The 18,898-nt window shown below is 55.0% G+C and carries 18 protein-coding genes and 1 riboswitch; of the genes, 11 read left to right on the plus strand and 7 right to left on the minus strand.

Going from position 1 to position 18,898, the window contains the following annotated elements:
- Position 1: 1 nt before the first annotated feature.
- A complete protein-coding gene (locus tag JK231_RS14075; protein WP_058961099.1) occupies positions 2–814 on the minus strand; it encodes an ABC transporter permease subunit in 813 nt (270 codons plus the stop codon).
- Between the two features lie 14 nt (positions 815–828).
- A complete protein-coding gene (locus tag JK231_RS14080) occupies positions 829–1,887 on the minus strand; it encodes a putative urea ABC transporter substrate-binding protein (protein ID WP_058961101.1) in 1,059 nt (352 codons plus the stop codon).
- 63 nt (positions 1,888–1,950) lie between these two features.
- A riboswitch (guanidine-I (ykkC/yxkD leader) is annotated at positions 1,951–2,045 on the minus strand.
- A gap of 187 nt (positions 2,046–2,232) precedes the next feature.
- On the opposite strand from JK231_RS14080, the gene JK231_RS14085 reads away from it, so the two are divergent.
- From JK231_RS14085 to JK231_RS14110, 6 genes are all read left to right on the plus strand, one after another.
- On the plus strand, positions 2,233–3,831 hold the full coding sequence (locus JK231_RS14085; RefSeq protein WP_211728861.1) for a gamma-glutamyltransferase family protein: 1,599 nt from the start codon (positions 2,233–2,235) through the stop codon (positions 3,829–3,831).
- 273 nt (positions 3,832–4,104) lie between these two features.
- Entirely contained in the window at positions 4,105–4,818 is a 714-nt protein-coding gene (locus tag JK231_RS14090) for a DUF3053 domain-containing protein (protein ID WP_211728862.1), read from the plus strand.
- A gap of 479 nt (positions 4,819–5,297) precedes the next feature.
- Entirely contained in the window at positions 5,298–7,232 is a 1,935-nt protein-coding gene (locus JK231_RS14095) for a PTS mannitol transporter subunit IICBA (protein ID WP_097118473.1), read from the plus strand.
- Positions 7,233–7,326: 94 nt separating this feature from the next.
- Entirely contained in the window at positions 7,327–8,475 is a 1,149-nt protein-coding gene (gene mtlD, locus JK231_RS14100; RefSeq protein WP_211728863.1) for a mannitol-1-phosphate 5-dehydrogenase, read from the plus strand.
- Between the two features lie 64 nt (positions 8,476–8,539).
- Positions 8,540–9,085, plus strand: a complete 546-nt coding sequence (mtlR, locus tag JK231_RS14105) for a mannitol operon repressor MtlR (protein WP_176505773.1) — start codon at positions 8,540–8,542, stop codon at positions 9,083–9,085.
- 88 nt (positions 9,086–9,173) lie between these two features.
- The gene (locus JK231_RS14110) at positions 9,174–9,536 is read left to right on the plus strand and encodes a YibL family ribosome-associated protein (protein ID WP_058961117.1); all 363 of its coding nucleotides are present in this window, start codon (positions 9,174–9,176) and stop codon (positions 9,534–9,536) included.
- A gap of 7 nt (positions 9,537–9,543) precedes the next feature.
- Here the strand turns inward: JK231_RS14110 and JK231_RS14115 are convergent, their stop codons facing one another.
- The 3 genes from JK231_RS14115 to JK231_RS14125 form a co-directional block, all read right to left on the minus strand.
- On the minus strand, positions 9,544–10,548 hold the full coding sequence (locus JK231_RS14115) for a VirK/YbjX family protein (protein WP_211728864.1): 1,005 nt from the start codon (positions 10,546–10,548) through the stop codon (positions 9,544–9,546).
- A 191-nt stretch (positions 10,549–10,739) separates the two neighbouring features.
- The gene (sodA, locus tag JK231_RS14120; RefSeq protein WP_034827730.1) at positions 10,740–11,357 is read right to left on the minus strand and encodes a superoxide dismutase [Mn]; all 618 of its coding nucleotides are present in this window, start codon (positions 11,355–11,357) and stop codon (positions 10,740–10,742) included.
- Between the two features lie 187 nt (positions 11,358–11,544).
- Positions 11,545–12,570: a LacI family DNA-binding transcriptional regulator gene (locus JK231_RS14125; protein WP_211728865.1), complete on the minus strand. Its 1,026-nt coding sequence runs from the start codon at positions 12,568–12,570 to the stop codon at positions 11,545–11,547.
- Between the two features lie 294 nt (positions 12,571–12,864).
- Between JK231_RS14125 and JK231_RS14130 the strand changes: the two genes are divergently transcribed.
- The 4 genes from JK231_RS14130 to alsE are packed head-to-tail and all read left to right on the plus strand — an operon-like array spanning position 12,865 to position 15,613.
- Positions 12,865–13,305: a PTS sugar transporter subunit IIA gene (locus JK231_RS14130; RefSeq protein ID WP_034827726.1), complete on the plus strand. Its 441-nt coding sequence runs from the start codon at positions 12,865–12,867 to the stop codon at positions 13,303–13,305.
- A gap of 18 nt (positions 13,306–13,323) precedes the next feature.
- Positions 13,324–13,590 carry a PTS sugar transporter subunit IIB gene (locus tag JK231_RS14135; protein WP_097118469.1) on the plus strand — a complete coding sequence of 89 codons (267 nt, stop codon included), beginning with the start codon at positions 13,324–13,326 and terminating at the stop codon, positions 13,588–13,590.
- A gap of 29 nt (positions 13,591–13,619) precedes the next feature.
- Complete coding sequence (locus tag JK231_RS14140) at positions 13,620–14,882, plus strand: PTS ascorbate transporter subunit IIC (protein ID WP_034827723.1); 1,263 nt, start codon at positions 13,620–13,622, stop codon at positions 14,880–14,882.
- 50 nt (positions 14,883–14,932) lie between these two features.
- Positions 14,933–15,613, plus strand: a complete 681-nt coding sequence (alsE, locus tag JK231_RS14145; protein ID WP_160833339.1) for a D-allulose 6-phosphate 3-epimerase — start codon at positions 14,933–14,935, stop codon at positions 15,611–15,613.
- A 119-nt stretch (positions 15,614–15,732) separates the two neighbouring features.
- Here the strand turns inward: alsE and JK231_RS14150 are convergent, their stop codons facing one another.
- The gene (locus JK231_RS14150; RefSeq protein ID WP_034827718.1) at positions 15,733–17,073 is read right to left on the minus strand and encodes an aspartate aminotransferase family protein; all 1,341 of its coding nucleotides are present in this window, start codon (positions 17,071–17,073) and stop codon (positions 15,733–15,735) included.
- A 172-nt stretch (positions 17,074–17,245) separates the two neighbouring features.
- Between JK231_RS14150 and JK231_RS14155 the strand changes: the two genes are divergently transcribed.
- Positions 17,246–18,022, plus strand: a complete 777-nt coding sequence (locus tag JK231_RS14155) for a DeoR/GlpR family DNA-binding transcription regulator (RefSeq protein ID WP_058961122.1) — start codon at positions 17,246–17,248, stop codon at positions 18,020–18,022.
- On the opposite strand, the gene fdhD is transcribed toward JK231_RS14155, so the two are convergent.
- Positions 18,019–18,810, minus strand: coding sequence for a formate dehydrogenase accessory sulfurtransferase FdhD (gene fdhD / locus JK231_RS14160; protein ID WP_217992810.1), 792 nt, complete (start codon positions 18,808–18,810; stop codon positions 18,019–18,021). The genes JK231_RS14155 and fdhD overlap by 4 nt on opposite strands.
- Positions 18,811–18,898 lie beyond the last annotated feature (88 nt).

Consider the following 18,898-nt stretch of genomic DNA (forward strand, 5'->3'; position numbering starts at 1 on the left):
ATCATTTCGCGTGATACCACGGCCAGCAGCGACGGCTGATCAGCCGCAGCAGCAGGTCGAGCACAAAGGCCAGCAGCGCGATCCACGCCACGTAAGGCAAAATCACATCCATCGCCAGATAACGGCGCATCAGGAAGATGCGATACCCCAGCCCTTCGGTGGCGGCGATCGCTTCAGCAGCAATCAGGAACAACCACGCTGACGCCAGCGACAGACGCACCGCATCCAGCAGACGCGGCATCATCTGCGGCAGGATCACGCGCCACAAAATCTGCGCGCTGTGCCCACCGAGCGTCTGCGCTTTCACCAACTGCTCGCGCGGGATTTTCTCCACCTGCAACTGCAAATCGCGCGCAATCAGCGGGGTAATACCAATCACGATCAGCACCACTTTCGACACTTCGCCGAGGCCAAAGCAGATAAACAGAATCGGCAGAATCGCCAGCGGCGGCACCAGCGCGACTACCGTCACCAGCGGTGCCAGCACTGCCCGCACCACCGGCAGCGCGCCGGTGAACAGGCCAATCGCCAGCGCCAGCAGTGCGCTGATCGCCACCCCGCTCAGCAGGCGCATCAGGCTGGCGGCGGTGTCGGTCCACAGCAGGTATTCCCCGGTGCGCGGGCTGGGCTGAAACGCCATGCGACTGATGGCGTCCCCCATCGCGTTAAACCCTGGCAACAGTTTGTCTGCGGCGTTCAGGCTGAGACGCGCATCCGACGCGAACAGATAGACCAGCAGCAGCGCCAGCAGCGGCAGGATGCCTAGCAGCAGGCGACCGAGCGGCAGCGGTTGGTAGTTGATCAATTTACGCATCGGCATCGTCTCGCTTAAAGCTGACCCGCAGCGGCCAGTTTGGTGAACTCATCGGTGAAGCGCAGTTTCAGGTTGTTGGTATCGCCCCAATTGCCTGCTGGCGTTTCCACGCCCACCACATCAGCACTCGGTGCGCCTTCACCCAGTAAACCGTGCTTGAAGGAGAACTCTGCGACCAGTTGCATGGTGGCTTTCAACTGCGGGCTGTCGACAAAATCGAGGGTGGTTTTGGCATCGCTGAACAAGTGAGTGGCGGCCAACTGCTGATCGAAGCCCGCCAGATCGGTGCCGGAAGCCTGCGCCATTTGCGTGCGCGCAGCTTTGGCGCTGTCACTCGCGCCGGACATGGTTTTCAGCGTTTCATACCAGGCACCGGTCAGCGCCTTGCCCAACTGCGGATACTTTTTCAGCGTGGCGGTATTCACCACCAGCAGATCAAGGATTTCGCCGGGGATTTGTGCTGAAGAGAAGATTAAATGACTGTCTGGCTGCTTTTCCGCTTCGGCCAGCAGCGGGTTCCACGTGACGATGGAATGCACGTCAGACGTGCCGAACGCCGCCACCAGATCGGCATCCGCGGTGTTCACCACTTTGACATCCTTCTCGCTCATGCCCGATTTCTCTAGCGCACGCGCCAGCAGATAGTGAGAGACCGAGAGTTCGACCAGATTGATCGGCTTGCCTTTGAGCGAGGCAATGTTGCCTTTGCCCTTCAGCAAAATACCGTCATTGCCGTTGGAGTAGTCGCCGACGATCAGCGCCGTGCTGTCCACGCCGCCGGTGGCAGGAATGGTCAGGGCATCCATGTTGGTCATGGTGCAGCCGTCAAAGCCGCCGGCGGTGTACTGATTCACCGATTCGATGTAGTCATTGACCTGCACAAACTGGATGTCGATGCCGTATTTATCGGCCCATTTTTTCACGATGCCGCTCTGCTGGGCGAAATCCCATGGCATCCAGCCCGCGTAAATGGACCAACAGATCTTGAAGGAGGGTTTGTCGGCGGCCAGCGTATTGACGCTGAACAGTGCGACGGTGCAAAGCAACAGCAAGCGAAGGCAGGCTTTGATCATGATGGTTCCTCTGGCGTTAACGGGCGAAATAAAAGCAGGAGGCGGCGAGCAACGATCTCGCTTTCCTCCCGGGCTTTTGTCCCGCCGTGTAACCGTCAGAGGACGGTCGGTCACTCTCGGACCAGCATCTTTCGACCGGAACCCTAGTGACCCATTGCAAATTGTCTGGCGACATCGGTTGCCCGCTATCGCTCCTGCATCTGCATAAACACATTCAAAAAAAGTGCCAATATTCTATCAGTATGAATTATCTGACTTATTATTAAATTCTCGATGTTTTGCCTACCGATGATGCACAGTAGTGCGGCAGATGCGCACCAGCATGAAGCAGAGGAACGTCAATTTATGAGCGATTTGGATTTCAACGTTAGCTATGCCTCGCACCGCGCCCCGATGATGGGTCGCAATGCGGTCGCGACGTCTCAACCGCTGGCGGCACAGGCGGGGATGCGCATGTTGCAACAGGGCGGTAATGCGGTAGATGCGGCGATTGCCAGCGCGATGGCGCTCACCGTACTGGAACCCACCGGCAACGGCATTGGCAGCGATGCGTTTGCCATTATCTGGGATGGGAAAGCGCTGCATGGCTTAAATGCCTCCGGTCGCTCCCCCGCCAGCTGGAATGCAGAACGCTTTGCCGGACAGAGCACCATGCCGGAAACCGGTTGGGAAGCCGTGACCGTACCGGGCGCGGTTTCTGCCTGGGTCACGCTGGCCGAGCGCTTTGCCACGCTGCCGCTGACCACACTGGCACAACCGGCGATCGAGTACGCCCGCGACGGCTTCCCGGTTTCGCCGCTGATCGCCCATCTGTGGCAGCGCGGCTACAACAAACTGAAGTCTCAGCCGGGTTTTGTTGAGTGTTTTGCGCCAGATGGCCGACCGCCGCGTGCTGGTGAGCTTTTCCGTAACCCGGCGCAGGCCGCCACACTGCAGAAAATCGCCGAAACCAGGGGGGAAGCCTTCTATCGGGGCGATCTGGCGGAAAAAATGGTGGCATTTGCCGGGCAGCACGGCGCGGCACTGAGCATGGCCGATCTCAACAACCATCGCGCCGATTGGGTGGATCTGTTGTCACGCCCGTTTGCCGATGGCTCGGTGCAGGAATTACCGCCCAACGGTCAGGGCATCGCCACTCTAATTGCGCTCGGCATTCTGGAGCAGTGGGACATCGGCAGCTACACGCCTGATTCCGTGCCGTGGCTGCACTTGTCGATTGAAGCGATGAAGCTGGCGCTGGTCGATCTGGATCGTTACGTCACCGATTACGACCATCTGGAATTCCCGGCAGAGTTGCTGCTGAGTGACAGCTACCTCAAGCAGCGCGCTCAGCTCATCAATCCTGACCAGGCCGGGGATTTTACCTTCGGCTCCCCGCAGCAGAGCGGCACAGTGTATCTCTCGACTGCCGATGCTAGCGGCATGATGGTGTCCTTTATTCAGTCCAACTATATGGGCTTTGGTTCAGGCGTGGTGGTGCCGGGCACCGGCATCAGCTTGCAGAATCGCGGTTGCGGCTTCTCGCTCGATCCGCAGCATCCGAACGTAGTGGCCGGTAGCAAACGTCCTTTCCACACTATTATTCCGGCGTTTGCGCTGGATGCGGCGGGACAGCCATTGATGTCGTTTGGCGTGATGGGCGGCCCGATGCAGGCGCAGGGGCACTTACAGCTGGCGTTGCGCATCATGCAGCACAAGCAAAACCCGCAGGCAGCGATTGATGCGCCGCGCTGGCGTGTTGAGCAAGGCCGTGCGGTGGTGGTGGAACCGGGTATCGACCGTAATGTGCTGGCGAAACTGCGCGAAATGGGTCACCAGATTACGGTGGAGGATCCATTACAGAGCTACAACTTTGGCGGTGCGCAGGCGATTGTGCGTGACCCGCAGGGCTTCTACATTGCCGCCACTGAAAGCCGGAAGGATGGGCAGGCGCTGGTGTTTTAAATCACAATCTGGCGGCATCAGTGCGGACTGCCAGATGCCGCCAGGTGATTTCAGCCTTTGGGTTCGGTTTTTGCCTGCTTTCGTTGGTGTCGATGGAGTACAACCTCCAGGGTCGACCACCCGCACATTTCTTTCATGACCTTAATCCGGCGCGCCAGAGTGCGCCTTTTCCCACAGTTTGCCGCGCCTCAACCCGTTGTACACGCCAGGCCATTGCACTATCCTTTAGGACCATTCCCACCGAATCGAAATTAGCCATAACAGGAGTTCAACATGGCGTCAGGATTATCCCGCATCTGGATGCTTACCGGCATGCTTATGATCAGCGCACTGGTTGTGCTGCAACTTACCGCCTGTGGCGATAAAGAAGGCGATCAACGTAAAGCCTTCACAGACTTCCTGCAGAACACCGCAATGCGCAGCGGCGAGCATCTGCCCAGCCTGAGCGAAAACCAGAAGCAGACTTTTGGCAACTACGCGGGCGACTACGCCATTTTGTATGGCTTCTCACAGCAGGCCAATCAGGCGGTTGAGCAAGGCATGCGCCCTGTGGTTGATGAACTGGCTGCGATTCGTGTGCCACAAGATTATCTGACCCGTCGCGATAGTCTGCGTCAGGCGAGCGGCAACCTCAGTGTGCTGTCACAGCAGATTCAGAGTGCCAAAATGCAGGCCGACAGCAGCAAAGCCACGCTGAAGCAGCCTGACGATCTGAAGAAAGTGTATGACAGCGTCTACGCCAAAGTGGTGACGCAGCCAGCGGGTACACTGATTCCGCTACTGCCTCAGCTTCAGGCGTTGAGCCAGGCGGCGGTGCAAACCGGTGATTATCTGCAGTCGCAGGGCACGCGTGTGACCTTCAATGACGGTGGCGTTCAGTTCCCAACGCAGGATCAGGCCACGCAGTACAATACCCTGATGAGCAACCTTTCCAGCAATGCTCAAGCCCTGACTCAGGCACAGAATGCTGTGCAGGGTGGTTTGTAACCTCGCTTTGAATGCGTTCAGGGGCGACTAACAGGTCGCCCTTTTCCTGACATACTTTTCATTGCATCTTTCAGATTTTTCGTCACTTCCTTACACCTTACTTATCAGCATCGCTATTGTGTGATCTGACGCATTTTCAACCAAAAATAGTTTGTGATCTCAATCACACTTATGAAACAAACCTGAGAGCTGCAAAGGTGACTTAAGTCACATTTATCCCGTTGTTTTGCTTAAAATTTCGCCTTCGTACTTTTCTTACACTCTATTTATGTGATCTTCATCACCTTATAGCACCCTGACCACCCCAATTTTGAGTGATCTGCATCACACTTATCCCGGATGCTACGCAGCGTAATAAACTAGTGCTAGAGTCCGCGTGCATACAGTGATGCCACGGCCCGCGCCGGAACGGCTCAATAAAAGTCTTAACAAAAACAACCGCGCTCTTATTGCAGCGCGTCTCAATAAGGGGTGGGTTTATGTCCTCATCAGCGAAGGTCAAGGTCCAGAGCTTTGGTCGCTTTCTGAGTAACATGGTGATGCCAAACATCGGTGCGTTTATCGCCTGGGGTATCATCACAGCACTGTTCATCCCAACCGGATGGATTCCAAACGCAACGCTGGCGAAACTCGTCGGCCCAATGATCACTTACCTGCTGCCATTGTTGATCGGTTTCACCGGTGGACGTCTGGTGGGCGGCGATCGCGGTGGCGTGGTCGGTGCCATTACCACCATGGGTGTGATTGTCGGTGCAGATATGCCGATGTTCCTCGGCGCGATGATTGCCGGTCCACTGGGCGGCTGGGCGATCAAAACCTTTGACCGTATGGTTGATGGTAAAATCAAAAGCGGCTTTGAGATGCTGGTTAACAACTTCTCAGCCGGTATCATCGGTATGCTGTTGGCGCTGCTGGCGTTCATCGGCATCGGTCCATTGGTTGAAGGTCTGTCACACATTCTTGCGGCGGGCGTAAACCTGATGGTGCAGAACAACCTGCTGCCACTGACTTCTATCTTTGTTGAACCGGCGAAAATCCTGTTCCTCAACAACGCCATCAACCACGGTATCTTCTCGCCACTGGGTATCCAGCAGGCTAGCGAAGCCGGTAAATCCATCTTCTTCCTGATTGAAGCGAACCCAGGCCCAGGTATGGGTGTACTGGTTGCCTACATGATTTTTGGTCGCGGTAGCGCTAAGCAGTCTGCAGGCGGTGCGGCAATCATCCACTTCCTCGGTGGTATCCACGAAATTTACTTCCCGTACGTGCTGATGGCGCCACGTCTGCTGCTGGCAGTGATCCTCGGTGGTATGACAGGCGTGTTCACCCTGACCGTACTGAACGGCGGTCTGGTGTCTCCAGCGTCTCCGGGTTCTATTCTCGCAGTACTGGCGATGACGCCAAAAGGCGCATACTTCGCCAACATCGCGGCCATCATCGCGGCGTTTGCCGTCTCCTTCGTGGTCTCTTCTATCCTGCTGAAAACCAGCAAAGTAAAAGAAGATGACGACATCGAAGCTGCGACTCAGCGTATGCGTGATATGAAAGCGCAGTCGAAAGGTCAGGCCGTTGCCGGTTCTCCGGTTATCGCCGATGCCAACAGCGTTGATGTGAGCCACGTGCGTAAAATCATCGTGGCCTGTGATGCCGGTATGGGTTCCAGCGCCATGGGTGCAGGTGTGCTGCGTAAGAAAGTGCAGGATGCCGGCCTGAGCAATATCTCGGTGACCAACAGCGCGATTAACTCACTGCCGGGCGATGTGGATCTGGTGATTACTCACCGCGATCTGACCGAGCGTGCGATGCGCCAGGCACCGCAGGCGCAGCATATTTCGCTGAACAACTTCCTCGATAGCGCGCTGTACAGCAATCTGACTGAACGTCTGATCGCCGCTAACCGCAGTGAAGCACATCGTGAAACCGTGCAGACCACGCTGGCAGACAGCTACGACGATGGCAGTGCTAACTTGTTTAAATTGGGCGCGGACAACGTGTTCCTGGGCTTGAGCGCCAGCAACAAAGAGCAGGCGATTCGCTTTGCTGGTGAGCAGTTGGTGAAAGGCGGTTATGTCCAGCCAGAGTACGTTGAAGCGATGCTGGAACGTGAAAAGCTGACCCCGACCTATCTCGGTGAGTCTATCGCCGTGCCACACGGCACCGTGGAAGCCAAAGATCGCGTGCTGAAAACTGGCGTGGTGTTCTGCCAGTACCCTTCGGGCGTATTGTTTGGCGAAGAAGCCGATGACGTGGCGCGCCTGGTGATTGGTATTGCGGCTCGCAATAACGAACACATTCAGGTGATTACCAGCCTGACCAACGCGCTGGATGATGACAGCGTGATTGAGAAGCTGGCGAACACCACCAGCGTGCAGGATGTGCTGGATCTGCTGTCAGGTAACACCGTGAAAGCGTAATACCACGTTTTAATTTCCCTGGGGCGGGCAAGCCCGTCCCACATTTCCGGGGCGGATTTGCCCGCCCTTTCGTCATTTGATATGGGTCAAATTTATGAAAGCGTTACATTTTGGAGCAGGTAACATCGGTCGCGGTTTTATCGGTAAGTTACTGGCTGATGCCGGTATCGAACTGGTCTTCGCGGATGTGAATCAGGTGGTTCTGGATGCCCTTAACGCCCGTCATGAGTATCCGGTTCATGTGGTTGGCGAGCAGGCAAAAGTCGAAATCGTTACCGGCGTTAGCGCAGTGAACAGCACCAGCGACGACATCGTCACGCTGATTGCTGAGGTTGATATCGTTACCACGGCGGTTGGTCCGCAGATTCTGGAGCGCATCGCGGGCGGTGTGGCGAAGGGGCTGGCCAAACGCAGCGACAACGGTAATGTCCGTCCGCTGAATATCATCGCCTGTGAAAACATGGTGCGCGGCACCAGTCAGTTGAAGCAGCACGTTCTGAAAGCGCTGCCAGAACAGTATCACGCGTGGGTTGAAGAGCACGTTGGCTTCGTCGACTCCGCCGTTGACCGCATCGTGCCGCCATCTGAGGCCGGCAGCAACGATCCGCTGGAAGTGACAGTCGAAACCTTCAGCGAATGGATTGTCGATAAAACGCAGTTCAAAGGTGAATTGCCAAACATTCCTGGCATGGAGCTGACTGATAACCTGATGGCATTTGTCGAGCGCAAACTCTTCACGCTGAATACCGGCCATGCCATCACCGCGTATCTTGGCCAGTTAGCTGGCCACGCCACCATCCGTGATGCGATTCTGGATGAAAAAGTGCGTGCCGTGGTGCAGGGTGCGATGCAGGAGAGCGGCGAGGTGCTGATCAAGCGCTATGGCTTTGATGCCGACAAGCACGCCGCTTACATCCAGAAAATCCTCACTCGTTTCGAAAATCCGTACCTGAAAGATGATGTTGAACGTGTTGGCCGCCAGCCGCTGCGTAAACTCAGCGCGGGCGATCGTCTGATCAAACCCACGCTCGGCACCCTTGAGTACCACCTGCCACACGCCAACCTGGTGCAGGGTATTGCTGCCGCGATGCACTACCGCAGCGAAGCCGATCCGCAGGCGCAGGAACTGGCTGCCCTGCTGGCTGAAAAAGGCCCGCAGGCAACGCTGGCCGAGATCTCTGGACTGGAAGCCAATAGCGAAGTGGTCACCTCAGTGGTGAGTGCTTACAACGTTATGGCATAATGCGCGCCTTTTAATAGCTCACTCGGGCGCGGTGCCAACCGTGCCCGTCGGCGGTAGCGGAACGATGCAGGCAATAATGGAAGAGAAGCAAGCTTTTGAAAACCGGGTGCTTGAGCGCCTGAACGCCGGTCGATCGGTGAGAAGCTTCCTGATCGCCGCCGTTGAGCTATTGGCTGAAGCGGTCAACCTGCTTGTGTTGCAGGTTTTCCGTAAAGACGATTATGCCGTAAAGTACGCGGTTGAACCGCTGCTGCTCGGTGACGGTCCGCTGGGCGAGCTATCGGTGCGTTTGAAACTGATTTACGGTTTGGGCGTGATTAATCGCCATGAATATGAAGATTGTGAGCTGCTGCTGGCGCTGCGTGAAGAACTCAATCACGACACCAGCGACTACCGCTTTACTGACGATGAGATTCTGGGGCCATTTGGTGAACTGCACTGCGTTGTAGCGTGGCCGCCACAACCTGACTTCACCCGGGATGACGAAGCATTACGCAGTATGCAGCAGCAGCGCTATCTGCAAATGGTGCGATCCACCATGGTGCTGTCGCTCACCGAGCTGATATCGCGCATCTCCCACAAGCAAGCCTTCAAGAAGCCGGCCGTTTAGGGGCACTGTCGCGGTCGAATCCGCCCCGCTGCAAAATCGCCCCGTTTTGATGTATCCTTTGCCTGTTTTCCTTAACGAGTTTCCCCTGATGAAAGAACAAGAAAAAGCCGAGATCAAACTGCTCAGTGATCAACTGGACGCATTGAATCGCAAAGAACCCCAGCTGCTGGAATCTGGCGATGCCGAAAAACTCGGCGAGCTGCTGCGTGAAAAAGAGAAGCTGGTGCAGGAAATTGAACGTCTGCGCAGTGTTCGCGATGAGAAACTGAGTAAAGAAGCGCAACAGCTGCAGAAGCTGGGTTTCAGCCGTGAGATCACCAGGAAAGAACAAGCCAACATGGGCGCATTTAAGAAGAGCGTGCGCGGCCTGGTGGTGGTGCATCCAATGACCGCGCTGGGACGTGAGATGGGGCTGAAGGTGATGACCGGCTACGCGAAGCAGCCGTTCTGATACCCGATTACGCGGCGTGTGATACGTCGCGTTCCACGCTCTGTTCCTGCACTGCTTCAACCCCTGCCACGGGTTCAACCCCTGCTGCCAGCAATACCTGGGTGTTTAACGCATCCAACAGTGCATAGCGACGACGATACTCCGCACGTTTCTTACTGGCGATCTCTTCCAGTGCTTTCCTTTCCATCTGCAGCGGCAACGTAAACAGGTCGTCGGCACGGGCTTCACCGCCCAGTGACAGCCAGAACTCGCTGTAGCTGGCAAAGAACTTATCACCTTTACTGTGGCGATAACGCATGCTGCGGAACACATGCGTGGTATCTCCTACTGCGCAAATCGCTTGCACGCCACATTGTTGCGCCAGAATAAATACCGCTTCCATTAACAGACGTTTCGGGAATACGCCATGTGCGGCTTTGGTTGCATCGCGGATAACATCATTTGAGATGTGTTTGCGCGGCCCCTGCAATCCACCAATCAATAATGTGCGCTTGCCCTTTTCCTGAATAATGGAAAAAGAGAGCGAGGCAATATTCATGGTTTGATAATGCAGTGTCAGAGTTATTTCACCTTCACGGTCAAAATGTCCTGGGCAGCAATTAATAGCAAACACCTCATCATTTTTTCCGTTAAAAGTGGCAATCACATTTAACACCGGACTCAGCAGTAACTGGCGCAGTTTGGAATTATCCAGTTGATCCATCAGCGTGTAATGGTCAAGCAGTGCCTGCGCACGTTGTGCCACGCTAAAGCCTGCGCGCAGGTAAGGGCGATGCGGTTTAGCCGGCAGCAAACCCTGCATTTTCAGCAGTTGCGGCAGAAACGGCAGTTTCGCTAATGCGTTAAGGTAATTAAATGTCGTAACCGGAAAGATGAAAGACCTTAAAGCAAATTTAAAGCGGAACATACTGCTATTCCATAACTTATCAGGTCTGACGTTGCCGCTAATTAACGGCAAAAACAGAGATGCCGACGAATCTTTATTCGCCACAGGGGTAGTGATAGTAGACATAGTTATTTTACTTTCGTGTGATCAACTGCGGCTACTGTATGCCCCAAATTATCAACGGCAGGTTAATAACGAACGTAACGGTATTGTCAGCAGAGGTAATCTCGAAGTGGTTTAAGAAGTGTTTAGCTTTCGTAAAGAAAAAAACCGGTGAAGCAGCTTCACCGGTTCTGTGCGTTGGCTATCGCCTGAACTTACTTAGCAGCAGCGAAACGCGCAGCCGCTTCATCCCAGTTCACCACGTTCCAGAACGCTTTGATGTAGTCAGGACGTTTGTTCTGATACTTCAGGTAGTAAGCGTGTTCCCACACATCCAGACCAATGATTGGCTCACCGGATGCGCCAGAGATGGCTTCACCCATCAGCGGGCTATCCTGGTTAGCGGTTGAAACCACAGCCAGCTTGTCGCCTTTTTTCACCAGCCACGCCCAGCCTGAACCGAAACGGGTGGTAGCGGCTTTCTCGAACTCAGCCTGGAAAGCTTCAACGCTGCCGAAATCTTTTTCGATAGCGGCTTTCAGTTCGCCTTGCAGGCTGGTGCCCAGTTTCAGGCCTTTCCAGAAGAAGCTGTGGTTAGCGTGGCCGCCTGCGTTGTTACGCAGTGGACCTTTTTTATCTGCTGGCAGCTGATCCAGTTTAGCGATCAATTCTTCAACCGGCAGGTTAGCGAATTCGGTACCTTCCAGCGCTGCATTCGCGTTGTTAACGTAAGCCTGGTGGTGTTTAGAGTGATGGATTTCCATCGTCTGCTTGTCGAAGTGTGGTTCCAGTGCGTCGTACGCGTAAGGCAGGGATGGCAGTGAATAACTCATGTTCTTCCTCTCCATTTAGTGTTTTGCAGCATCACCTTAGCAGGGTGCCGCGTAAGCAGTCGGATCATTATAGTTAAAATCATGATCGGTAAAAGGGTTATCAATGCCTTAGTAATGATAAGGATTTGATGAATCTGGGAAAAGCACCGCACGCAGAGTCACATCTCATGCACGCGATGCCGCAGGATTACATCTTGTGGGTGCTGGCACGCAGCTTGAGCTGTACCGGCAGTTCGTTGATGGCAGGTGGTTCATCGCCCTTCAATGCGGAGAGTAAGCGCTTGCCCGCCGTGCGCCCCATCTCTTCATAAGGCAGGACCACGCTGGTGAGCGGCGGTGAGCAGACTGCTGCCAATGGGCCGCCACCGATGCTGGCAATCGCCAGCTGGCTGGGAATTGAGATGCCTGCGGCGTGGCAAGCCATGATGGCACCACAGGCCACTTCATCGCTGGTACAAATCAGCACATCCAGTTCCGGCCAGGTCAGCCGGATCTCCGCCAGCAGGCTATGTCCCGCGGCAAAGGTCGGCATTTTCGGCGAGGTCACCACGCGGTGCGGCGCCTGATTTGATGCCAGCATACCACTGTGCCAGCCATTCAGCAGTTGGCGGAAAATCGTGGTATTGGTTTGCGTACACAACAAGCCGAGATGGCGATAGCCACGTTCCACCAAACTCTGCACCAGCTGGCGAATCGCTTTAGCGTAATCGACACCAATGCTAATACCCGCAGATTCCTGATGCACCCCGCCGATATCCATCACCGGCAGGCCGGAATTACTCAGCAAACGATGAGCTTCAGCGACATTGTCGAAGTTGAAATGCACCATCGCCGCCGGATTGTACGAGAGCAACATCTCAATTAATTCGCTCTCTTCCGCCGCCGAGTGGTTGGCTTCCGCCAGCATCATGTTGTAACCCTGCGGACGCAGAATCTCTTGCAGCGCTTCCGACACAATCGCGCTGCCCGGCGTGGCGAAAGAAGGCACCACCATGGTGACTAGCTTCGACGATGCCGACGCCAGATTACGCGCCTGGATGTTCGGCACATAGGCCAACTCGGTGACGGCCGCATCAATTTTGGTGCGAATTTCAGGTGAGACTTTCTCCGGCATGCGCAACGCACGTGATGCCGTCATGGTGCTCACGCCGACCAAACGGGCAACATCGGCCAGTGTGCTTTTGCCGGTACCGCGCCGTTTTTTTTCTGCCATGCCTTCTCCTAACTGACTCGCTACAAATGCCCGCACGCAGCTTAAAACCAAATGCGTCAACGTGCCACGTTAATCACCACAGATTCGGGCACACCTCACCTGCTGAAGATTTTCAGATTCTCGGAGCATGTCAGGTGCTTGCAACGATGACAAACGGACTGCACAAAAATGTTAGCGATAACACAGTTTTTAACAACACCCGTGTTAGCGCTAACTTTTGCGACAATCATCACAGAAAAGCGTTGAGAAAATCACCTAAAGTGCACTCCATCGACGAATAACCAGGAATTACTGATGCTCACTCAATGGCTGACACCGCAACATATCCGCATCGTAGAACAGGTCAGCGACTGGCAGGACGCGGTACGTTTATCCGCTGAGCCGCTGCTGGCCGAAGGGGCGATCACCCCGGCTTACCTCGATGCCATCTTTACTTCGCATGCCGAACTGGGACCTTACTACGTACTGGCACCCGGCCTGGCGATGCCGCATGCCCGTCCGGAACAGGGTGCGCGTAAGAATGGCTTGTCGTTGCTGCATGTGAAGAACGGTGTGAGCTTTGCAGCGGATGAAAACGATCCGGTGCATGTGGTGATTATGCTGTGCGCCGTTTCCGGCGACGATCATATCCAGATGATCACAGCATTAGCCGAAGTATTCAGTGACGAATCTCGCCTGCAGCAATTGCTGACGGCGGCAACCCTACCAGCGATTGAAGCTGTTATTACAAATTAACCACCAGAGAATCCTATTATGAAAAAAGTCCTGATTGTGTGCGGTAATGGTCTAGGCAGCAGCTTTATTGTGGAAATGAACGTGAAGAAAATTGTGGTGGAATTAGGGAAAGAGGCCGAAGTGGGCCATACCGATTTAACCACGGCGAAATCGGAACAGGCCGACCTTATTATCAGCGCCAAAGATATTGCCGATCAGTTATCCGGGCATAGCGCGCAGGTATTTGGTCTGACGAATTTATTAGATAACGCCAAAATTAAAGAAATCCTGGCGGAAAATCTGTAATAGCCCGATTTTACTCACATGGAGTAATTATGCTGCAATTTATCATCAAGGATGTTCTCGGAACACCCGCAATACTTGTCGGCCTTTTTTCCCTGATTGGTTTATTACTGCAAAAGAAACCGGTGTCGGATGTGATTTCTGGCACGCTGAAAACCATCATGGGCTTTGTGATTCTCATCGCAGGGGCCAACCTGATTGCGGCAACACTGACCATTTTCAGCCAGCTGTTTGAACACTCGTTTAATATTCAGGGTGTCGTGCCAAATACTGATGCGATGGCCGCGCTGGCGCAGAAGAGTTACGGTACTGAAACCGCGATGATCATGGTGTTCGGTATGCTGGTGAACATCCTGCTGGCGCGTATCACCCCGCTGAAGTACATCTTCCTGACCGGTCATCACACGCTGTATATGTCGGCGATGCTGGCGGTGATTCTTTCCGTCGGCGGCGTACATGGCTTCTGGCTGGTGCTAATCGGTTCACTGATTCTCGGCACCATGATGGTGGTGTGCCCGGCGATTCTGCAGCCGTTCACACGTAAAATCACCAATTCGGACGATCTGGCGCTCGGCCACTTTGGCTCAACCGGTTATCTGCTGTCTGCGCTGGTCGGTAAAGCAGTGGGCAAAGGCAGTCCATCCACCGAAGAGTTGAAGGTGCCGAAAACCCTCAACTTCCTGCGTGATTCCTCGGTCGCGATTTCGCTGACCATGATGATTCTGTTTATCGCGCTAGTGTTGGTGGCGGGTAAAGAGTTCACCGAAAGTCAGGTGAGCGGCGGTCAGAACTTCATCGTGTTCGCGATTATTCAGTCCATCACCTTTGCGGCGGGCGTTTATATCATCCTCGCCGGTGTGCGTATGGTGATTGCCGAGATCGTGCCGGCCTTTAAAGGCATCGCAGATAAGTTAGTACCGAACGCCAAACCGGCGCTGGACTGCCCAACCGTGTTCCCGTTCGCGCCGAATGCCGTGATCATCGGCTTCCTGTGCAGTTTCTCCGCCGGTCTGATCAGCATGTTCCTGTGCCCATTGTTTGGTCTGAGCGTGATTGTTCCTGGTCTGGTGCCCCACTTCTTCTGCGGTGCCACCGCGGGTGTATACGGCAACATCACGGGTGGACGTCGTGGCGCGGTAGTCGGCTCCTTTGTACAAGGGCTGCTGATCTCCTTCCTGCCGGCGATTCTGCTGCCGCTGATGGGCGACCTGGGCTTTGCTTCGACCACCTTCGGCGACGCGGACTTCGGTATTGTCGGCATCGTACTCGGCCACATTATTTCGTTCTTCCATTGATGTCATAACACAGCGCCTGCGGGCGCTGTTTATGTAATGAGGAAAAAACCATGAACGCTCAATTTTCACCGTCATTAATGTGTATGGATCTCACCCGCTTTCGTGAACAGATCGAAGCGATGAATAGTACTGCGGCTTTTTATCATGTCGATATTATGGATGGCAGCTACGTTAAAAATATTACGTTATCGCCGTTCTTTATTGAGAACCTGCGTAAAATTACCGATGTGCCAATTGATGTGCATTTAATGGTCAATCACCCGGAAGATATTATTCCGATGTGCATTGAAGCGGGGGCGGATATTATTAGCTTCCATCCCGAAACCGCGAATAACAAAATATTCCGCCTGCTGACTCAAATCAAAGAAGCGGGCCGTCGCTGCGGCGTGGTATTAAACCCGGCGACACCTGCCGAGAGCATTCGTGAGTATGCACATCTGCTGGATAAGGTTACGGTGATGTCGGTGGATCCTGGCTTTGCGGGGCAGAAATTTATTCCGGAAACGCTGAACAAGATTCGCCGGCTGATTGCCATGCGCGAAGAGCACGGTTATCACTATCTGACCGAGATTGATGGTTCCTGCAATGCGCGCACCTTTAAGCAGATTGCGGCTTCTGGTGTGGATGTGTTTATCGTTGGCACGTCAGGCTTGTTCAATCTGGATGACGATGTGGCGCAGGCGTGGCAGAAGATGGAAAGTATTTTTGCCGAGGAAACGGCAGCCGCGTAATCCTTTCCAGGTGCGCATCCACGTGCACATTGAGTGAAACGTGCAGATTCTCAGCCGGGTCGCCAGGAATGGCGACCCGCTTCATCTTCCTGATACTGCTTTGGGGCAACCTTAGCCTTTTACCGACCCAGCTCGGTCAGTGACTTATCCAGCGCACCCACCAGCCAATCAATATCCGATTCCTGGAACGCCAATGGTGGACGCAGCTTCAGCACGTTGCCGTACGGACCGGCCACCGACGTCAGCACATGGTGATCGCGCAGCTTCTCGGTGAGATCCAGCGCAAGCGCTTTATCCGGCGTTTTGCTGGTGCGGTCCTGCACCAGTTCGAAGCCGATAAACAGCCCCGCTCCGCGCACATCGCCAATGCTTTCATGGCGATCCATTAACTTCTGCAACTCGGCGAGCAGTTTGGCACCCACCACGCGACTGTGCTCTTGCAAGCCCTCTTCTTTAATCACCGTCAGGACCGCCTGCGCCGCCGCCATAGCAACCGGGTTACCGCCAAAGGTGTTGAAGTAAGGGATATCGTCACTAAACGCCGCCAGCACATCACTCTTCGCCAGCAGGCCGGAAACCGGAATGCCGTTACCCATCGGCTTACCCGTGGTCACCACATCCGGCACCACGCCGTGACGGGCAAAGCCCCAGAACGCATCGCCAGTACGACCAAAGCCAGGCTGCACTTCATCCGCAATGAAGATACCGCCATTAGCGTGCACCACATCCACCGCTTTCTGCAGGAAGCCGCGTGGATTCGGTAACACACCATCGGAAGAGAAGATCGAATCCGCGAGGAAGCCAGCAAATTTAATGCCGTGTGCTTTCATGTCATCGATCTGTTTCTGAATTTCGTTGGCAAACCATTCGCCGAGATCCGGTGCGTTGACGCGGTAAGCATCGGGTGGCGAAACCAAACGCGTGGTGGCCGCCAGTGGCTGACCGCTGCCCAGTGCCGGGGAGACGCCAGACGTGAGATCGCTGGTGCCGTGATAGGCCTCCTGCGACACGATAATGCCCGTGCCGCCGCTGAAAGCACGCGCCACGCGGATCGCCAAATCGTTAGCTTCCGACCCGGTGCACATATACATAGCACGGTCGATAGCATCGGGCGTGGTTGCCAGCAGCTCTTCGGTGTAATCGAGAATGCGTTCGTGCAGATAACGGGTGTGGGTGTTCAGCATCTTCATCTGCTGATTCACCGCTTCGATCACCGCCGGATGGCAGTGGCCAATACTGGCCACGTTGTTGTACACATCGAGATATTTGTTACCTGCAGCATCCCACAGATACTGCCCTTCACCGCGTACCAGATGCACCGGCTTACGATAAAACAGGCGATACGACTCGCCCAACACTTTGCTGCGCTTGTCCGTCAGCTGGCGGGTTGCTGCATCCAGACCGTCGGCGTGCTCAGCACGAAAACTGTTGGTGTCCATGATGGTGGAACGTGTAGCCATGGTAACTCCCGTTGCGAAGGTGAAAGGGGTGCATGATGTGTGACCGTTGTCACCATCATGCCTGCTTTAACGAGAAATGCAACCAAATACACAAATACAACCAAATACACATGACGCCGTAATGACACTCAGGTAAGCTTAGGCCCAGATTATTACGCTACAGGGAAAAGTCATGCTGCAGGAAACCCGCTTACACCGCATTCGAGCCCTGCTGACCACGCAGCATCAGGTCAGCACCGAGCGCATTATCAATGAGCTGGGTATTTCACGGGAAACGGCACGGCGAGACATTATTGAGCTGGAAGCGCAGGGTTTAGCACGACGGGTGCACGGCGGTTTAGTCGCGGTAGATAGCCAGCCGGAAGCACCGCTGCAAGTGCGCCGTAGTGCTCAAGCCAAAGAGAAACGTGCGATTGCCGTGGCGGCCGCACAGCACTTGCAGCCGGGCCAGACGCTGTTTCTGGATGCCGGCACCACCACCACCATGCTGGCGGAGCAGCTGCGCAGCATGGCCGGCTTAACCATTATCACTAACAGTTTGCAGGCTGCACTGGCGCTAAGCGCCGCCGAAGAACATGAAACGCTGAATAATCAGGTGATTTTGCTCGGTGGGATGATGATGGCAGGTGCACAGCAGACGCGCGGCGAAATCACGGTCAGCGAGATTTACCGCTATCGCGCCGACGTTGCCCTGCTGTCGCCGGTTGGCATTGATGCTAAAAACGGTGCCAGCAGTTTCCATCCTCATGAAGCGGCGATTGCTCGCGCCATGGTGCAGCAGGCTGCGCGCACCTTCTTACTGGCAGATCACAGCAAGCTGGGGGTGATCAGCCGCACGGTGTACGCGCCGATTGGAGAAGTGGATTTGCTTATTTGCGACAGCGGCCCCGCCAAAGCAGGCGCATTAGCTGCGCTCCAGCAGGCGCTGCCACAGGTACAGGTGGTTTAAACCAGGCGCTGCGGATGGCTGTACACCGTGGCGCGTCCCGGCTTACTAAACCCTATCAGCGTTAAATGACAACGCTCGGCGACCTCAACGGCGAGCTGAGTCGCAGCGGATACCGCAAATAAAATCTCCACGCCGCACATCGCGGACTTTTGCACCATCTCATAGCTGGCGCGACTGGAGACCAGCACCGCGCCCTGCTGCCACGGCTGCTGGCTACGATGCCCCAGCAGTTTATCCAGCGCCACATGGCGACCCACGTCTTCGCAGCCACCGAGCAATTCCCCCTGCGGCGACATCCATGCCGCCGCGTGCGTGCATCCGGTGAGATTGCCGATGGGTTGGTAATTGCGCAGTTGCGCCAGCCCGCTATCGAGGTTTGCCAGATCGAAGGTTTGGGTAAACGGCAACGGTTGCAGCGGTTTACCAATCTGGTCGAGTTGTTCCACGCCGCACACGCCACAGCCGGTTCTGCCCGCCATGGCACGGCGCTGCTCTTTTAGCGCCATAAAGCGTCGGCTGGAGAGTTCGATCTGCACTTCAATACCGTTGCAGCCGGGCACCACATCCATGCCGAAAATCTCATCAGGCTTCTCAATAATGCCTTCTGAGAGTGAGAAACCGAGCGCAAACGCCTCAAGATCGTTGGGCGTGGCCATCATCACCACATGGGAAATGCCGTTATACACCAGCGCGATCGGCACCTCTTGTGCCAGCCAGTCGGTTTCAGACGTGCTGATATCACGCCGCTGACGTACCGGCGCCTGCACTGCGCCTGAGATCTCAATCACACTCTGATGACTTTCCTGTGCTTTAACTTTCACTTTGCTCGCCTCGGACAACAACCACATTAAAGCAGTGGTATTATTTCGCTGCTAT

Source organism: Pantoea sp. JGM49, from assembly GCF_018257655.1.
In the GTDB taxonomy this organism is placed as follows: domain Bacteria; phylum Pseudomonadota; class Gammaproteobacteria; order Enterobacterales; family Enterobacteriaceae; genus Pantoea; species Pantoea communis.